The organism is Gemmatimonadaceae bacterium, assembly GCA_035606695.1.
GTDB lineage: Bacteria > Gemmatimonadota > Gemmatimonadetes > Gemmatimonadales > Gemmatimonadaceae > JAQBQB01.
On record DATNEW010000009.1, the window covers coordinates 201,911 to 218,532 of the forward strand.

The 16,622-nt window shown below is 61.6% G+C and carries 13 protein-coding genes and 1 tRNA gene; 4 read left to right on the forward strand and 10 right to left on the reverse strand.

The window, feature by feature from the left end; genetic code table 11:
- Positions 1 to 7: 7 nt before the first annotated feature.
- Together VN706_03310 and VN706_03315 are read left to right on the forward strand one after the other, a co-directional pair.
- On the forward strand, positions 8 to 559 hold the full coding sequence (locus VN706_03310) for a hypothetical protein (GenBank protein HXT14628.1): 552 nt from the start codon (positions 8 to 10) through the stop codon (positions 557 to 559).
- A gap of 34 nt (positions 560 to 593) precedes the next feature.
- Positions 594 to 2,282 carry a hypothetical protein gene (locus VN706_03315; protein ID HXT14629.1) on the forward strand — a complete coding sequence of 563 codons (1,689 nt, stop codon included), beginning with the start codon at positions 594 to 596 and terminating at the stop codon, positions 2,280 to 2,282.
- Positions 2,283 to 2,359: 77 nt separating this feature from the next.
- On the opposite strand, the gene VN706_03320 is transcribed toward VN706_03315, so the two are convergent.
- The 3 genes from VN706_03320 to VN706_03330 are packed head-to-tail and all read right to left on the reverse strand — an operon-like array spanning position 2,360 to position 6,047.
- Complete coding sequence (locus VN706_03320; protein HXT14630.1) at positions 2,360 to 3,943, reverse strand: peptide MFS transporter; 1,584 nt, start codon at positions 3,941 to 3,943, stop codon at positions 2,360 to 2,362.
- Between the two features lie 26 nt (positions 3,944 to 3,969).
- Positions 3,970 to 5,046, reverse strand: a complete 1,077-nt coding sequence (locus VN706_03325) for a dipeptide ABC transporter ATP-binding protein (protein ID HXT14631.1) — start codon at positions 5,044 to 5,046, stop codon at positions 3,970 to 3,972.
- The gene (locus tag VN706_03330; GenBank protein HXT14632.1) at positions 5,043 to 6,047 is read right to left on the reverse strand and encodes an ABC transporter ATP-binding protein; all 1,005 of its coding nucleotides are present in this window, start codon (positions 6,045 to 6,047) and stop codon (positions 5,043 to 5,045) included. The genes VN706_03325 and VN706_03330 overlap by 4 nt, the downstream gene beginning before the upstream one ends.
- Positions 6,048 to 6,508: 461 nt before the next feature.
- On the opposite strand from VN706_03330, the gene VN706_03335 reads away from it, so the two are divergent.
- Both VN706_03335 and VN706_03340 read left to right on the forward strand, forming a co-directional pair.
- Positions 6,509 to 8,080, forward strand: a complete 1,572-nt coding sequence (locus VN706_03335; GenBank protein ID HXT14633.1) for an AAA family ATPase — start codon at positions 6,509 to 6,511, stop codon at positions 8,078 to 8,080.
- Positions 8,073 to 9,509: a UvrD-helicase domain-containing protein gene (locus tag VN706_03340; protein ID HXT14634.1), complete on the forward strand. Its 1,437-nt coding sequence runs from the start codon at positions 8,073 to 8,075 to the stop codon at positions 9,507 to 9,509. The genes VN706_03335 and VN706_03340 overlap by 8 nt, the downstream gene beginning before the upstream one ends.
- 761 nt (positions 9,510 to 10,270) lie before the next feature.
- Here VN706_03340 and VN706_03345 read toward each other — a convergent pair.
- The 7 genes from VN706_03345 to VN706_03375 form a co-directional block, all read right to left on the reverse strand.
- Positions 10,271 to 10,342 (reverse strand) — tRNA-Ser (locus VN706_03345).
- Positions 10,343 to 10,541: 199 nt separating this feature from the next.
- The gene (locus VN706_03350) at positions 10,542 to 10,763 is read right to left on the reverse strand and encodes a helix-turn-helix transcriptional regulator (protein ID HXT14635.1); all 222 of its coding nucleotides are present in this window, start codon (positions 10,761 to 10,763) and stop codon (positions 10,542 to 10,544) included.
- 435 nt (positions 10,764 to 11,198) lie between these two features.
- Entirely contained in the window at positions 11,199 to 11,642 is a 444-nt protein-coding gene (locus VN706_03355) for an ATP-binding cassette domain-containing protein (protein HXT14636.1), read from the reverse strand.
- 166 nt (positions 11,643 to 11,808) lie between these two features.
- Entirely contained in the window at positions 11,809 to 12,690 is an 882-nt protein-coding gene (locus VN706_03360) for an ABC transporter permease (protein ID HXT14637.1), read from the reverse strand.
- Between the two features lie 3 nt (positions 12,691 to 12,693).
- The gene (locus VN706_03365) at positions 12,694 to 13,767 is read right to left on the reverse strand and encodes an ABC transporter permease (GenBank protein ID HXT14638.1); all 1,074 of its coding nucleotides are present in this window, start codon (positions 13,765 to 13,767) and stop codon (positions 12,694 to 12,696) included.
- Complete coding sequence (locus tag VN706_03370) at positions 13,683 to 15,371, reverse strand: peptide ABC transporter substrate-binding protein (GenBank protein ID HXT14639.1); 1,689 nt, start codon at positions 15,369 to 15,371, stop codon at positions 13,683 to 13,685. The genes VN706_03365 and VN706_03370 overlap by 85 nt, the downstream gene beginning before the upstream one ends.
- Positions 15,372 to 15,426: 55 nt before the next feature.
- Positions 15,427 to 16,200 carry a lipoate--protein ligase family protein gene (locus VN706_03375; GenBank protein HXT14640.1) on the reverse strand — a complete coding sequence of 258 codons (774 nt, stop codon included), beginning with the start codon at positions 16,198 to 16,200 and terminating at the stop codon, positions 15,427 to 15,429.
- Between the last annotated feature and the right edge of the window lie 422 nt (positions 16,201 to 16,622).

The window sequence follows — 16,622 nt, forward strand, 5'->3', positions numbered from 1 at the left end:
GCGAGTCATGGTGTTCGACGGTTTTCGTCAATCGTTCGACGATTTGCTTGCCCGCGCGACGAAGCCCGAGGAGCGCCGGGCGATCGCGTCGCGCATGAAAGACACGCTCGTGCAGGCTCGAGTCGGCTTGGGCGAAATGCGCGACGGCCTGGAGAAGACGCGCCAACGCCTTGCCGCCGAGGAGCGCGAGCTCGAGACGGTGCGCCGCCGCAAACAGCTCGCGGAAGGCATCAACGATCGCGAAACGGTCGAGATCGCGACGAACTACGAGAAGATGCACACCGAGCGCGCCGACGTGCTTCGTCAAAAAGTGTCGGCGCAGCAGGCGGAGGTGTCGCTCGCCGAACGCGACGTCGCGCAGATGACGGCCGAGCTCAAGGCGGTGATGTCGGGTGCCGACGTGCGCTCGGTGGCTCCAGCGCCGGACGCAGAGCCGAGCGACGATCCAGCCGCGTTACGCGACGAAATCGATTCCCTGGGGCGGGCACGCGCGCGCGCGGACATGGAATCGGAAGCCGCCCGCAAGCTCGAAGAGCTGAAGCGGCGGATGGGGAAGTAGCATTCGGACCGCATACTGGGCGTGCGGTGCGTGCATGTCCCTGTCCCTGCTGCTCGGTGTGGGCGAGCTTCACGCGCAGGATTCCACCCGAGTGGCGTGCGCGGGACAACGCATCGACGACGTCGTGATTCACACGGCGGCGCCGACCGCCGCCATGATCCGGCGAGTGCCCGGTCTCGAGAAGATCGTGACGGCGCTGCACACGACGACGCACATCGAAGTCATCCGTCGATTCCTGCTGCTGCGCCCCGGCGACGCGTGCGACGAGCTGCGCCGCGCCGAATCGGAGCGCATTCTTCGCGCGCAGCCGTTCATCGCGGAAGCGTCGGTTCAGGCGGAGCGCGCGCCCGACGGCGGTGTCATTCTCGACGTGCGCACGAACGACGAAATCGCGCTGGTGCTCGGCGGCGCCGCGAGCGCCGGCAATCCGCATCTGCGATTCATTCGTGTCGGTGAAGCGAATCTGAGTGGCGAAGGGATCTATCTCGCCGGCGACTGGCGCGACGGCGGGGCGTTTCGAAACGGCTACGGCGGCCGTCTCGTCGACAATCAGTTATTCGGACACCCGTACATCTTCGCGACCGAGGGGCACGTGACGCCGCTCGGATCGAACTGGACGAGTGAGGCGTCGCATCCGTTCTACACCGACATTCAGCGCGTCGCCTGGCGCGCGCGCGCCGGAGGCGACGATGACTACGTGCAGTACGCGAACGACATCAACTCGAGTCACGCGATTCGCCTGAGCCGAAATTTCTTCGACGTCGGCGGCATCGTGCGGTTGGGGCCTCCGGGACGACTGAGCTTGTTCGGTGCATCGATCTCCGGCGACGACGACCGGCCCGGCGCGACGCAAGTGTTGGTGACCAACCAGGGATTCGCGCCCGATCCGGACACGTCCCTGCTCAATCGCTACATCGATCATCGCATCGCGCGCGTCAATCTGCTGTGGGGCGTACGCGACATCGGATTCAGGCCGGTCATCGGCTTCGACGCGCTCACGGCCACGCAGGATTTGCCGATCGGCTTTCAGCTCGGCTCCGTTTTCGGGCGCAGCCTCTCGGTGCTCGGCTCGCGCGATGACGACATCTTCATGGCGAGCGATCTCTACATCGGCGCGGTGGGAAGAAACAACGCATTGCGCTTTCAGGCGCAGGCGGAGGCGCGCCACAGCAACGACGCGCAGTCGTGGGACGGCATTCTCGCCAGCAGCCGCGCGATCGAATATCTGAAATTTCGGGCGAACACCACGACGCTGTCGCTCGAGTTCAGCGGCGGATGGCGGCAGCGCATTCCGTTCAACCTCACGCTGAGCGATCCGGACGGCGGGCTGCGCGGTTACGCATCGTCGAACACGCCGGGCGGCCAGCGATTCGTCGCGCGATTCGAGAACCGCACGTTCATCGGCCGGCCATTCGGACTTGGCGACCTTGGCGTTGGCGCGTTCAGCGACGTTGGCCGCCTGTGGGCGGGCGACATTCCGTTCGGCGTCAACACGCCGGTGCACGCGTCGGTTGGTGTCAGCCTGCTCGGCAACGTGCCGCCGCGCTCGCCGCGCATGTGGCGGATCGATCTCGCGTACGCGGTGAATCCGGAGCCCTTCGGCCACCGGTTCGAGCTGCGGGTGTCGAACACGGACAAGACGTCGTTCTTTCTGGCGGAGCCGTCGGACATCGGGGCGACGCGGGAGCGTACCGTGCCGTCGAGTGTTTTCCGGTGGCCATAGAAGGCGGCGCGGAACGCGTCGCGGCCGATGGTGAGGCCGGCGCTTCGTGCGGATGGTAAGAGCAAAGTGCGCTCGCGTTACTGCGCGGTTTCCTTCACATCGCGCATCATGCGGCGAATGGGGACGGCGAGCAGCGCGCAGATCACGGCGGCGACAATCAACGACACCGCGGTTTGCTGAAACAGCGCGGGCATTTCGTTCAGCTTTTCCGGATCGATGTGGCCGCCGACCAGGCCCGCGATGATCTCGCCGAGCGACGTCGCCATGAACCACACGCCCATCATCTGACCGGCGAACTTCGCCGGCGCGAGCTTCGTCATCGAGCTCAATCCGACCGGGCTCAATGAGAGCTCGCCGATCGTCTGAAACAGATAGCTGCCGACGAGCCACCACGGCGACACGCGCACGTTGCCGCCGCCTTTGATCACGAGGTGCGCCGCCGCGAGCATGACGAGGAAGCCGACACCAGTTGCCAGAAGACCGAAGGCGAATTTGGCGGGACTCGACGGATTGAGATTGCGCCGGCCCATCGCTTCCCAGATCCACGCGAACACGGGCGCGAGCGCGATCACGAAAATCGAATTCGCGGCCTGCATCCAGGACGTCGGCATCTGCCAGCCGAAGACGACGCGGTCGGTGTAGTCGCGCGCGAACAGATTGAGCGACGTCGGTGCCTGCTCGAACGCCGACCAGAAAATCGCCGAGAAGATGAACAGCACGAGGATCACGACGACGCGCTTCTTGTCGTCTCCGCGCAGGCCGCCGAACATGAACAAATACGCGAAGTAGAGGACCGCGAGCGTGACGATCGCCACGGTCATTCGCTGCGCGACCCACACGGCGTTGATGTGAATCATGCCGGCCATCGCGACCGCAACGAAAACCGCGAACGCCGCGAGCGCGACGACCACGATGTTCCGGACTCGGGCGCGCGACGCGGGATCCTGCACCGAAGGTTCGCGCCCGATGCTGCCCAGCGTCGGCCCCGAGCGGATCTTGAACCAGATCACGCCGATCAGCATGCCGACGCCGGCGGCGCCAAAGCCCCAATGCCAACCCACTTGTTCGCCGAGAAACCCGGTGATCAGCGGCGCGATGAACGCGCCGGTGTTGATGCCCATGTAGAAGATCGAGAATGCCGCGTCACGCCGCGATCCGCCTTCGGGATACAGATCGCCCACAATTGCCGACACATTCGGCTTGAGCAAGCCCGTGCCGAGCACGATCAGAATGAGGCCGAGAAAGAATGCGGGCCGGGCGAATGCGGCGGACAATCCGATCGACAGATGGCCGAGCGCGATCAGAACACCGCCCCAGAAGATCGAGCGCTGAAGTCCGAGCCAGCGGTCGGCGATCCAGCCGCCGGGAAGTGACGCCAGGTACACGCACGCTGCGTAGATGCCCACGATCGACGACGCGGTGCTGCGATCGAAGCCGAAGCCGCCGCCGGTGAGCGCGGCAGTCATGAACAGCACGAGCAGCGGGCGGATCCCGTAGAACGAGAACCGCTCCCACATCTCGGTGAAGAACAGCGTCGACAACCCGCGCGGGTGACCGAAGAATCTTCGATCCGCGATCACGGGATCGAGATTCGGCGGCGGCTCGTCGTGCGTCACGGTAGCGGCACTCGGCTGATCGAAAACAGATTTCGGGGTCGCCATGGTGGGCTGGTCGCTCGGTTCGGGCGTTAGGAGGAATGCGTTGCGATGACTGGCAAATACCTCGTCGGCGGATTCGTTCCACCCGCCGCCTTCTGCACGCCCCACTCTACACTCGTGGGCGGTTGTTTGATGCATGCCACCCAGTGGCCCGGCGCTTTTTCTTCCAGGGGCGGAACGATCGCCGCGCACGCCTCGTCCTTGGCGGGATGTTGGCAACGCGGATGAAACACGCAGCCCGACGGCGGATTGGCCGGTGACGGCACGTCGCCATGCAACACGACGCGCGACTTCTTCACCGTGGGATCGGCAATCGGTACCGCGGACAGCAGTGCCTGCGTGTACGGCATGAGCGGCTCGCGATAGAGATCCACCGACGTCGCGAGCTCCACGATCTTGCCCAGGTACATCACCGCGACGCGATCGGCGATGTGCTCGACGACGGACAGATCGTGCGCGATGAAGAGGTACGCCAGCCCGCGCTCGCGCTGAAGATCCTGCAGCAGGTTGATCACCTGCGCCTGCACCGACACGTCGAGCGCCGACACCGGCTCGTCGCAGACGATGAAGTTCGGTTCCACCGCCAGCGCGCGCGCGATCCCGATGCGCTGGCGCTGGCCGCCCGAGAATTCGTGCGGATATCGATTGACGTATTCGGCGCGAAGCCCGACTTCGTCGAGCAATTGCCGGACGCGCGCGTCCGCGGCTGCGCCTTCCGCCAGCTTGTGAATCGTCAGGCCTTCGCGAACGATCGCGCCGACCGTCATGCGCGGATTGAGCGACGAGAACGGATCCTGGAAGATGACCTGGATGCGCCGCCGGAACTTGCGCATCTCGCGGGCCCCGAGCTGCGTCAGCTCGACGCCGTCGAACTGCACCGAGCCCGACGTCGGCTCGATGAGGCGCAGGATCATGCGTCCCGTCGTCGACTTGCCGCAGCCGGACTCGCCGACCAGGCCCAGCGTTTCGGCGGCGTTGACGTCGAACGAGACGCCGTCCACGGCGCGCACGGCGCCATTAGACTTCCCAAATAATCCTTTTTTAATAGGAAAATGCTTCTTGAGGTCGCGCACGCTGAGCAGCGGCGTCGTCGCGTCCGCCGTCATGCGGTTGCCTGCTGCACGACGAGCGGCTCGTGCTTGTCGGCGCGGCGCTCGGGCTCGACGGCCAGATGACAGCGCGACACGTGCCCGGCACCGATCTGATACAGCGGCGGATGCTCCTCGAGACACCGATTCCACGCGTACGGGCAACGGTCGTGAAAGCGACAGCCCTTGGGCCACGCGGTCGGCGGCGGAACGGAGCCCGGAATCGTCGCGAGACGTTCGCGCTCCTGTCCGACCTGCGGCATCGCGTTGAGGAGACCCTCGGTGTACGGATGATGCGCCGCGGCGAACAGCTCGCGCACCGGCGCCTCTTCGACGATCTCGCCGCCGTACATGACGATCACGCGAGACACCGTTTCGGCCACGACGCCAAGGTCGTGCGTGATCAGCAGAATGGAGGTGCCGAACTTTTGCTGCAGCTCGCGCAGGAGCTCGAGGATCTGCGCCTGGATGGTGACGTCGAGCGCGGTCGTCGGCTCGTCGGCAATGACGAGCGACGGGTTCATCACGAGCGCCATGGCGATGACGACGCGCTGACGCATGCCGCCCGACAACTGATGCGGATATTCGCCGGCGCGCTGCTCCGGCGACGGGATACCGACGGTCTCGAGCATCTTCACCGCACGATTGCGCGCCTCCTGCTTCGAGCCACCGTGGTGCACGCGCACGACTTCGGCGATCTGATCGCCGATCTTGAACACGGGATTGAGCGCGGTCATCGGCTCCTGGAATACAAAGCCCAGCTCGCTTCCCCTGTAGGATCGCATCTCCTTTTCAGAAAGTTCCAGTAAGTCCTTTCCTTTGAAGAAGATATGACTGCCGCGTTCGATCCTTCCAGGAGGCCGTATTAAGCGGACAAGAGAGAATGCCGTCACGCTTTTGCCGCAACCAGACTCGCCAACCAGGGCGACGTTCTCGCCCGCACCGATTTCAAACGAAACGCCGTCCACCGCCCGTGCAACTCCGGCCTCTGTGTAGAAGTAGGTCCGAAGATCTTCCACTCGGAGGAGGTCAGTCGTGGGCGGAGGCTGTGTCAACTGTACGCTCAGGCTTGTTGGCGACGTTTAAATCTGGGGCCTTGGGCGGACGTTGCACCAGTTGTGCTAGCACGTACCTGGACCTGAGGCCGGGCTGCAGAGGTGCGTTGACACCCAGAAATGGCGTCGCGGCTCCGGTTTGCCCTCGCAAGCCGAATTTAGCTGCTCCGTGCTTGCGTGAGCGTTAGTGTTTTCAAATATTGCTCACACCCTCCATCGCGGAATTGATAGCCGCGCCTGTCGCCCTCGTGCGGCAGTATCCGCAATCGCCTCGCAACAAGAACAGAATGCGAATTCGCCAACTCTCGATCAGAAATTTTCGCGGAATTTGCGAGCTGGATTGGTCATTGCCTGACAGACGGATTTTCTGTCTAATCGGGAAAGGCGATTCTACGAAGTCCACGATACTCGAAGCGATACGCCGAGTGTTCCACCCGCAGTGGAACTTGAGCTTTAACGACTCTGATTTTCACGGCTGCGATCCGAAGCGGAAGGTGAAAATCGAAGTTGTCATCACTGACTTACCAGAAAGCTTTCGAGATTTGAATAACTACGGTCATCAATTGTGCGGTTGGAATAAAGAAACGCTCCAGGTGGAAGACGATCCTGGGGATGAACTTGAAGACGCCCTCCGCATTCGACTCTCAGTTACGGACGACTTGGAACCCGCGTGGCACGTCGTAAAAGGTGAGAAGGATGATGGAGTTCGCTTCAAACCGACGGATCGTGCCAAGGCAACAGTGACGTTCATCGGCTCCGCGGCAGATCGAGATCTGACTTGGTCCCGCGGTTCGCTGCTAAGTCAACTCACAGACGGGGAGAATATTCAGGCCTCCTTGGCGGAGGCTGCACGAGCCGCTCGGACTTCGATGGCCGCACAGCGTGAGTCGGCACTAAAAAAATTCGATGAAGTAGCATCGCAAGCTGAAAAGACAGCGAAGCTGCTCGGCGTTCGAGTCGCCACAACATACAAAGCCGATTTGGACTCTGATGGGCTCAATGTTCGGTTGGGCGGTCTAGCCATCCACGATGGCGCAGTACCGGTTCGCCAACTCGGCCTCGGCTCACGGAGAATGCTGATCACCGGCCTGCGGCAACAAGTAGTCTCTAAGCCGCACATCACGTTGATCGATGAAATTGAATCTGGGCTCGAACCCCAGCGAATCGCGCGGCTTTTAAATCACCTCTGCAAAGACGAACACGGTCAGTATTTCTTGACCACTCATTCTCCCGTGGTGCTGAGGGAATTGAAGGTCGAAGACCTACAAATCGTACATCATGTAGAGGGAAAGACGGACGTTATTTCAGCCAAGCAGCCATCGGTGGCTGAGTCAATTCAAGGGAGGATTAGGCAAAGCGCGGAATCGTTCCTGTGTCCACGCATCGTCGTCTGTGAAGGCGCGACTGAGGCAGGCTTTCTCAGAGGCCTAGATGAGTATTGGATGGCCAGAGGCCGAGAGCCACTCGCGTATCAGGGCGTTTCATGCTTCGATGCGAAGACCGCCAACAAGGTCAAAGGAATCGCTGGCGACCTCATAAGACTTGGCTATGCGGTTTGCGTCATCGCAGATTCAGACGCACCAACTCAATTCTCCGCGAACGACGTCAAAGAGCTGCGAGAGGTGGGTGTTGAAGTTGTCGTCTGGTCGGACGGTCGTTCTATCGAGGAAGCGGTCATTCAAGATTTGACCTGGCCCGGCGTTCTTGCATCGTTTGATGTCGCGTGCGAGATCCTTGGCGACGTCGAGGTTCGTTTAAGCCAGACGGCCACACAATTCGACGGCGAGTTCAACCGAAATCGTGCTGCGTGGTCGGAATCGCCCAAGTTACGCGCCGCGATCGCAAAAGCGGCGAAGGTGAGCGACTGGTTTAAACGTCAAAGCAATGCTGAACGATGGGTCGCGGCCATTTCCACGTATTTCGAGGACGACGCGATAAAGGACAAGGATTTCATATTGAAGCTCACGCAGCTTCGGGCGTGGATCGATCGTGGTTAGTCTGGCGCAGGAGTTGGCAGCGACGGGCGAAACAGGCTACGTCAAGGCACCTGCCGGCTTTGGCAAAACGCATTTGATTGCCGAAGCCATCTCGTATAGCGACGAACGGCAACTAGTGCTTACGCACACGTTCGCCGGAGTCAATGCGATTCGGCGGAAACTGCGCGAAGCAGCGGTGCCATCCCGATTGTTCCGAGTTGATACGATTGCAAGCTGGTCGCTGAGGCTCTCGCTCTCTTTTCGGAATCGGTCCGGTTGGTCGACCGATCACCCCGAGAACAATCGAGAATGGAATGACCTGTATCGAGCGTGCTCGCGTCTCCTCAAATACGACTTCGCTCGGCGGATTCTGCGCGCATCCTACGCCGGACTATACATCGACGAATATCAAGACTGTTCTGCAGAGCAGCATGAACTAGTAATGGCTCTCGCGACGCACCTGCCTTGTCGCATTCTGGGCGATCCGTTGCAGGCGATCTTCGACTTCGATGATGACGCGGTTGATTGGGCGCGTGACGTAGAATCAAAATTCAGGCGATTCGGCGATCTCAACACGCCGCATCGGTGGATTCGCGTTAACCGGCCCGAAATTGGTGGCTGGCTAATTACTGTGCGGAACGCACTCGAGGACGGTGGATCGATCAATTTGGGTGGAAAACTCCCGAGGGGGGTTCGATTCAAAGCAGCCGATACTTCGACAGCTCTGTTTCTCGCACAGGCGAATGCCTGCCGCTTCTTCTCCGGAGACAGACGGCAGAGCGCGATCGCAATTCATGCGGGAGCGCCTGCCTACAAAGAGAAATGCCACAAGCTGGCCCGCGCGATTTCGGGGAGCTTCACTTCTATTGAAGAAATTGAAGGCCGCACCCTACGGGCAGGCGCTAGAAAGATCCAATCCGCCAAAACCGATAATGACCGATTGAGTGAAGTCCTGGGCTTCGCGAGCAAATGCATGACATCGATCGACCGCGTCTTGCCGCAAGCAACCAAGAACGGTCGGCGCGTAGAGATTAAGCGCAATACACGCAATCCTTCGATCGCGATGGCGGCAAATGCCGTCCTCGAAAAATCTGATCCAACTTCGATTTCAGACCTATTGCAATCGATCAGGCGAGTAGATGGTGTCGAGCTAACGCGCGGCGATTTGTACTACCGTATGCTCGGCGTACTTCGCAAACACGCGCTGTATCCAAACTTGTCGCTCTCGGAAGCGGTTGATGCGTACCAGACCGAGTTTCGCCATAGCGGACGACGTGGAGGGCGTTGGCTAATCGGAACGACCTTGCTGGTCAAAGGTCTGGAATTTGACCACGGCATTGTTCTCGACGCGAATTCACTTTCACGGAAAGAACTCTACGTCGCTCTGACGCGCGGCTCGCGGTCCGTCACGATTCTCGGGACCGATCCGATGTTGAATCCGCCCGCGTGATGTTCTCGATCAGGCCGCTGATTCCCTTGCTCGAGCCTTACTTAACTTCGCACGCGTTAATCAGCGGAATTCGGGCAACTCAGGTAAATGAGTGCAACTCAGGTAAATGAGTGCAACTCAGGTAAATGAGTGCAACTCAGGTAAATGAGTGCAACTCAGGTAAATGAGTGCAACTCAGGTGAATGAGTGCAACTCAGGTGAATGAGTGCAACTCAGGTGAATGAGTGCAACTCAGGTGAATGAGTGCAATTCAGGTGAATGAGTGCAATTCAGGTGAATGAGTGCAATTCAGGTGAATGAGTGCAATTCAGGTGAAAAAGAAGAGAATTCAGCGTTTAAACTCAGCGCCAAATTAGCAAAATGGGCCCTCATTTCTGAGAGCCCATTTCGTGGTGTATGACTTTTTCGCAGATATTTCCGCGAACGGCTGCTACCCCGTGCTCGAAAGTTTCGTCAATTATTGCCTAAAGTCAAGATATCCACAGACCTGTGCCCCTCATCACACATTTTTGAGCGCTCGACCTCAGTTAGTGAAAACGGTCGAAAGTGCCTCAAAAGGCCTGCGAAACAAGGAGTAAAGCCCAGAAAACACCCACGTGTTTCTAGGCAAGATGCACTCATGGAACAGTGCCCGGCTGTGGACTTACGGTGTGCCTGGCACAAATGTGAGCCGGTGCGGTCCGTTAGTAGGCTGAGCTGCAGCCAAACGCTACTAAACGCGAAAGCCGCCCAGAAGGCGGCTTTCTTGCGCGATTGAGGTGTCCGCTCGCCGGGATTCGAACCCGGACCTCAGGGGTAGCAGCCTAGCGTGCTGTCCATTACACCACGAGCGGCCTGCGACCGATCACTACTCCGGATGCTAGCCCGGAACCAGCCGCGAGCCTCAACCTGCAAACGGGAAAGTACTCGGATATTCCACTTAGCGCAAGCGTATCTCATCGTCGCGACGCAGCACGCTAAGGCGTTGCCTGGAAAGAAGTTGTCAGACACTTGCGGGATCTGCTGACGACGGAATTTCCGCGAGTTATTGCGTTACGCGTTTTCGGCGCGCCTAAGCAACTCACTCGTCCTGATTTTCAGTGCGTCCGCGATTCGCTCGATGTTGCGGAGGCTGATGTTCTTCTCGCCTCGCTCCACCGCACCCATGTATGTGCGGTGAACCCCGACCTCGTCGGCGAAGGACTCCTGAGAATATCCCGCGTCCTTTCGCAACCTCTGTATGGTTCGACCGAGCTTCGCCTGTAACTGAGCCATGGACAGAACGCTCAGTGAACGCTATTTATTGATCTACAGTCAATAGATAGACACTCTTTAAATAGCATGCGCCGCGGTGCCATGAGAACACCGCAGCTCTGACGCCATGCATACGTCAGGGTTAGGCGCAGTCGGGGCGACCAACTACACTCGTGTGTCACTCGCATCGTTCCCGAGGTCACATCGTAACCCGCGACTCCCTGCCAGAACGCGGGTCGGGCTATACGCGAGAGCATTTCGACCGAGCTATGGCGAGAATATCACGCAAACGCTCGCTAGAAGACGAGAGCGCGCTCTTCGAGAATTACATGCGCGTAATGGCCAAGGCGTTCGCACGACGGCTATCGCGAGAGTTGGCGAACCGAGCCGTCTCAAACGCGACGGTGGATTCCATTGCCGTCGCGGACGTCGACCTGATAATGCCGCCCAAGATCGTCAAGCCGAGACGGAAGAAAGGCTCGTCACGAGGGTAGCGAACCGCGGATGTTGTTCCTGTGAGCAATCCGACGCCATCGCAACTCTCGGCGTGTGGGTTCCCGGATTACTCGATCCAACCTTTCCGTATGGTCCGACAATCTTTTCCTGAAACACCATCGCGATCCGCTCGCCGCGAATGGCGCGCATGGCCTTTTCGCTGATCGTGGTCAGATCCTCGCCGCCGAACTCCATCTTGCTTCCGGGCTCGATCCGGCCAGGCGGTCGAACCAGGCGCATCAGCGAGAGGGCGGTCACGGACTTGCCGCACCCGGACTCGCCGACGAGCCCGACCGTTTCGGCCGCGCCGATGTCGAAGCTGACGCCGTCCACCGATTTGGCGACCCCGCCTTCCGTGTAGAAATAGGTGCGCAGATCGCGAACGCTCAGCAGCGGGTCAGGCATGATCTCCTTTACTCATTTGGCGCCCGGGTGTCATCTCGAGCGAAGGCGCGGAGCGCCGGAGTCGAGGGACCCCCTTCTCAGCGGAGCATTGCATACGGCTCCTCCGTCGGGACGGGGGTCCCTCGACTCACTCCGCTTGCTCGGGATGACAATCGATAACCGTGCTTCACGCTTCCTTGGCATTCGGCAACGCCCGGGCCACGTGAACCTGCCGAGGATCGAGGACGTCGCGCAAGGCGTCGCCGAGCACGTTGAACGCCAGCACCGTCACCACGATCGCGACGCCCGGGAAGAACACCGCCCACCAGTTCCCCGCGTAGAAGTCGACCGCGTCGAGAAAGATCGAGCCCCAGCTCGCCGTCGGCTCGTGCGCGCCGACGCCCAGAAACGACAATCCTGCTTCCAGCGTGATGACGTTGCCGACACCGAGCGTCGCGGCGACGATCACCGGCGACAACACGTTCGGCAGCACGTGACGCAGAATGATCTCGCGATTCGACGCGCCAAGCGCCCGCGCCGCCTCCACGTACGGCTCGCCGCGCGTCGCCAATGTCTCGGCGCGCACGAGTCGCGAGACGCCGAACCAGCCCGTCGCGCCGAGCAGAAGGATCAGCCCCGTCAGCGGCACGGGGGTGAATAGCGTGAGCACGGCGACCAGCAGCAACACGCGCGGAATGGAGAGGAATGCGTCGAGCAGCCGCATCAGCACGGTATCGACACGGCCGCCGAGATAGCCGGCCGTGACGCCAACCGCGGTGCCAAGTGTGATCGAAAGAATCACCGCGAGCACGGAGACCGCGAGCGAGATGCGCGCGCCGCACAGCACGCGCGCGAACAGATCGCGGCTGTATTGATCGGTGCCGAGCCAGTGCGACCACGACGGCGGCTGGTTCTTCATCCGAATGATGTCGAGCTGCGCGTTGCACGGGTACGGCACGAGCATCGGGCCGACGATCGCGGCGACGATGAGCAGCGCGATGACCGCGAGCGCCCATCGCGCCGAGCGATGCGTGAACAGCCGATGCCATCGAGAGCGGTCGTTGCCCACGCGCTACTCCCGCACCCGCGGATCGATCGCCATTTGCAGCAGATCGGCCGCGAGGTTTCCGATGACCACCATCACCGATCCGACGATCACGGTCGCGGTCACGAGATCGTAGTCGCGTCCGGCGATCGCGCCCGTGGCGAGCAAGCCCATGCCGGGCCAGCCGAACACCTTCTCGACGAACACCGCGCCGCCGAGCAGGGCGGGGAAGAACAGTCCGGCGAGCGTGATCATCGGCGTCAGCGCGGTGCGGAGCGCGTGGCGCATGAGGATGGTGCGTTCCGGAACTCCTTTCGCCCGCGCCGTGCGAATGTAGTCCGACGGCAGAATCTCGAGCATGGCCGAACGCTGGTAGCGCGCGATCGCGGCGACGGTGAGCAGCGTGAGCGAGCCGACGGGCAATATGAGATGTCTAATGCGGTCCCACGCCGCCTGACTCGGCGACATGAAATCGTGCATCGCGTCGACGATGCCGCCGCTCGGCAGCACCGGCCACCAGAAGGTGAAGATGAGGAGCGCCATCAGCGCTCCCCAGAAGTCCGGCAGGGAGTAGAAGACAACGAGCACACCGCTCGAGATGCGATCGAACCAGCTGCCGCGCCGCGCGGCTTGCACGGCGCCGACGAGCATGCCGATCGCGAAGCTCAAGCCGAGCGACAGCATGGTGAGCAGCAGCGTGCGGGGAACGGCGATGGACAATGCCTCGGCGACGGACGACCGCATGCCGAACGAGTAGCCGAACTGGCCGTGCAGCACGCTGATCACGTAACGCGCGTATTGCTCGACGAGCGGCCGGTTGTAGCCGAACTGGTCGCGCCAATGGTTGCGCACGGCGAGCGAGATGTTGCTCGACTCGTACGAGAAAGGATCGCCCGGCGCGGAGCGGATGACGAAGAAGCTGATCGTCGTGACGAGGAACACGACGATCAGCGACTGGAGCAACCGCGCGGCGAGCTGCCGCCGCAGGGAGTGCGGTTTCAGGGGCGTTACGGGTTTTACGGGTTCGGCTGCGACAGCCCGATTCGATCGCGATCGATGCGCTTGTCGGCCGGAATCGACCAATCCGACAGATTCAGCCACCAGCCGATTGGGCTGATTGGTCTCGCGGGCTCGATCCGGCGGTTCATACCGTTGATCAAGGTGACGTCGTACAACCAGATGGCGGGGGCATCGTCAGCGATTTGCTGAAACGCGCGCGACGAATACGACTTCGACTTGGCCGGGTCGAACGACGCCGACGCGCTGTCGAGCAGCGCATCCACCGTGCGATTGGAGTAGTGCATCCAGTTGCTGCTGCCGATCGACTTCGTGCCCCACGACTGCAACGCGCCGCCGACGTCCGGATCCGGATTGAACGTTCCGAGTACCGCATCGAAGTCGCCGCCGTTGAGCCGGCTGATGAACGTTCCCGCGTCCACGGCGTCGATGTCGGCCTGCGCCCCGATGCGCTTGAGCGCGTCCTGGAGCAGCACCGAGTAGCGCCTCCGGAAGAGGCTCGTCGTCGTCGACAGTATAGTAAACTTTAATGGCACGCCGTTCTTCACGCGAAGGCCATTCGGGCCCATGCGCCATCCCGCCGAATCGAGCAGCGCGCTCGCCGCCGCCGCGTCGAACGGCGGTAGTTTGAGATTTGAATCGGCGTATGCGACCGCGGCCGGGAACGGCCCGTATCCGATGTTGGTCGCGGACGGACCAAAGACGTTGTTCAACATCGCTTTCCGGTCGACGGCCATCGAGAGCGCGCGGCGCACGCGAACATCGCCGAAGAAAGTATTGGTTCCGCTCTTGGCCTTCGGCGGGAAGAGATTGAAGCCGAGCCACGCGTAGCCGATCGTGGGGAAATCGATCCGCCGCGCGACCTTGCTGCTGTCGAGCTTATCCGACTGGTCCACCGGAAACGCCTGCATGAAATCCGATTGGCCGGTCAGGACCTGCGCCATGCCCGCGTTCGCGTCCGCGATGGGCGTGATGACGATGCGATCGAGCTTCGGACGACCGCGATAGTTCGCGGTGTCGGCGACGAGATCCATTCGGACGCCCGGCTGCCACTTCGCTAACCGAAACCGGCCGCTTCCCACGAGCTGTTTCGTTTGTGGCGACGTATGCAGCTGCTCGAGCGGAATCGAACCGTAGACGTGCTCGGGCAGGATCATGATTTGATACACGAAGTCGTAAAATTCCGTCGGCGTGTGCTTCTTGTACCACACGACGGCGGTCGCCGAGTCGCGCACCTGCACCGAGTCGATGTTGGTCAACAAGGGAACCGTCACGGCGCCGGCCTTTGGATCGCTGTGGACCTTGAACGAATACTTCACGTCGGACGCGGTCACCGGCTTCCCGTCGTGCCACCGGGCGCGAGGATCGAGATGAAACGCGATCGACATCGAATCCTTGGCCCAGTCCCAACTCTTCGCGAGACGCGGGTCGAATGCCTTGTCTCCGACCGTCCCCAGGGTCGCGTTGATTTGCGCGAGGCGGTCGAAGACGAGATCGGCGACCATGCGGCCGTTCTGGTCTTCGATGTATGGCGGAAACGCGTCCGAGACGTCGCCAATCTGGGCGTAGATGAAGGTGCCGCCGTACGCGCCCGCGGAGCCACCCGTCGCGGATTCCTTCGACGAGCATGCAGAGCATGCGGCGAGAGCGACAACCGAAGTGGTGAGCAGCAGAGCGTGTGTGCGCATGGGCGTTGGTTGGAACGGTGGGAGGAGTGCGAGTTCGTTGGACGACCCAATCCAACTAGCGTCGCCAGGTCCAGCCTTCGTCTAAGTATCGGACGACGAGAGCCACGGCTCGGGCACGGAGTGCGTCGTCGACGGCAAGGGGTGTCACGTGCAGGTCCTCGAGGGCGCGAACGCTCATCTCGAGCGCGGCGGCGACCTCAGACGACGACGGCACGCGGCCCATGGCCTCTCTCAAGGTGGCCGGTGCCGGAATGTCACGATGCGCTCCGGTCGTCAGCGCCGCCAAGTCGCTCTGGTCGTCCTCCAGCAGAATCGAGCCGTGCTGCAGCAGCGCATCGTCGGCGCGCCATTGTGCGCTGCCCGCCAGCTTGCGGCCGCCGAGCATCAACTCGCCGGCCGATGGCGCATCGAAGCATGGAGCGATGCCTGGTGCCGCGGCGCGTGCGGCGGGCGCGGCGACTTGGGCGCCGACTCCGAGGGAGCGGAGGCCATGCATCAGAAGCGCGTTGATGCGTTCGTACGACTCGCGAAGATCGCCGGCATGCGCCGCGGGCGCCGTGACGCTGTAGGTGATCTCGCGGTGGTGCAGGATGGCGCGTCCTCCCGTTGGCCGCCGGACGACGTCGTACTTCCGGCGGCGAATCTCATCAAGGTCATAGCGGCCGAGCGCGGTCTGGTTGCGCCCCAGCGACAGGGTCGGGCTGGACCAGGCATAAATGCGAAGGACCCACTCTCCGGTTTCGCGGGCGCGTTCCATGAGCGCTTCATCGAGCGCCATATTCTCGGCGCCAGTGGCCGGGGGAGTGAGGAGGGTGCGCCAGGGGGGCATGGGGGGGCGGGGCGTGGTGAAAAGGCGTGTCATTCCGAGCGGAGCGAGGAATCTGCTGTCACGGTAGAGGGGCGTGCCGCTCTATCGGGACGAAAGATTCCTCGCCTGCGCTGCGCTTCGGCTCGGAATGACAAATGTGTATCCGACTACCACTCGCCCGCTCGTCTTCTGTCGTCGTTTTCATTCGCTGTTTCGGTTCGCCGTCTCGGTTCGCCGTCTCGGTTCGCCGTTTCGGTTCGCCGTTTCGGTTCGCCGTTTCGGTTCGCCGTTTCGGTTCGCCGTTCCATCAATAGAGATCCATCGTCATCCTCAGCCCTCCCCCCGGCTGTCTTTTCCAGATGACAACGAACTCGACGACACTCGTGCGCTCCTGCCCACTCGCATCGGCCGTGACGAGATGTGATCGCCCCGTCTGATACGCG

Coding starts and splice junctions, on each gene's coding strand:
- VN706_03375 (HXT14640.1), bottom strand. CDS start 16,200: ATGCCCCCCTGGCGCACCCTCCTCACTCCCCCGGCCACTGGCGCCGAG.
- VN706_03310 (HXT14628.1), top strand. CDS start 8: ATGGTGTTCGACGGTTTTCGTCAATCGTTCGACGATTTGCTTGCCCGC.
- VN706_03315 (HXT14629.1), top strand. CDS start 594: ATGTCCCTGTCCCTGCTGCTCGGTGTGGGCGAGCTTCACGCGCAGGAT.
- VN706_03355 (HXT14636.1), bottom strand. CDS start 11,642: ATGCCTGACCCGCTGCTGAGCGTTCGCGATCTGCGCACCTATTTCTAC.
- VN706_03320 (HXT14630.1), bottom strand. CDS start 3,943: ATGGCGACCCCGAAATCTGTTTTCGATCAGCCGAGTGCCGCTACCGTG.
- VN706_03350 (HXT14635.1), bottom strand. CDS start 10,763: ATGGCTCAGTTACAGGCGAAGCTCGGTCGAACCATACAGAGGTTGCGA.
- VN706_03370 (HXT14639.1), bottom strand. CDS start 15,371: ATGCGCACACACGCTCTGCTGCTCACCACTTCGGTTGTCGCTCTCGCC.
- VN706_03325 (HXT14631.1), bottom strand. CDS start 5,046: ATGACGGCGGACGCGACGACGCCGCTGCTCAGCGTGCGCGACCTCAAG.